The sequence below is a fragment of the Intrasporangium oryzae NRRL B-24470 genome (assembly GCF_000576595.1).
Lineage (GTDB): Bacteria > Actinomycetota > Actinomycetes > Actinomycetales > Dermatophilaceae > Intrasporangium_C > Intrasporangium_C oryzae.
Genome location: NZ_AWSA01000130.1, coordinates 1 through 427 on the forward strand (window position 1 = coordinate 1; position 427 = coordinate 427).

Here is a 427-nt window from a genome sequence, read left to right on the forward strand (position 1 = left end):
ACACCACCCCGGAGGTCACCGAGGCCCGCAAGGCCCTCATCGCCGCCCGCAAGGACTCCCGCCGAGCCGCTCGCGCCGCTCACATCGCCGACTGTGCCGACGCCGTCGCGTCTGTGGAAGAGCGCGTCTGCCGTGGGTGCGGTGAACTCCTCCCCGCGTCGGAGTTCACCAAGGCCCACGACGGCAAGGACGGCCCCGCGGTCCGCATCCTCGACGACTGCAAGGGCTGCCGAGCCTTCCTGACCTGGTGCCGCCGTAACAAGGTCCCGGTGGACTCCGCGACGGTCGCCGAGGTTCGGGAAGCGCTGGAGCGCAAGGAGGCCGAACGCATCCGCCGCCGCGAGGAGGTCCGTCTCCGGATCGCCGCGCGCAAACAGATCGAGCGCCGCGCCAAGGCGGCCCGCGACGCCGAGAAGGCCCGCGCCGC

Annotated in this window: 1 protein-coding gene; it reads left to right on the forward strand. The window is 72.8% G+C overall.

Annotation, left to right across the window (positions count from 1 at the left end; genetic code table 11):
* Positions 1-427 (forward strand): hypothetical protein (locus N865_RS23170; protein ID WP_034810302.1); only part of this gene is annotated, 427 nt, incomplete at both ends.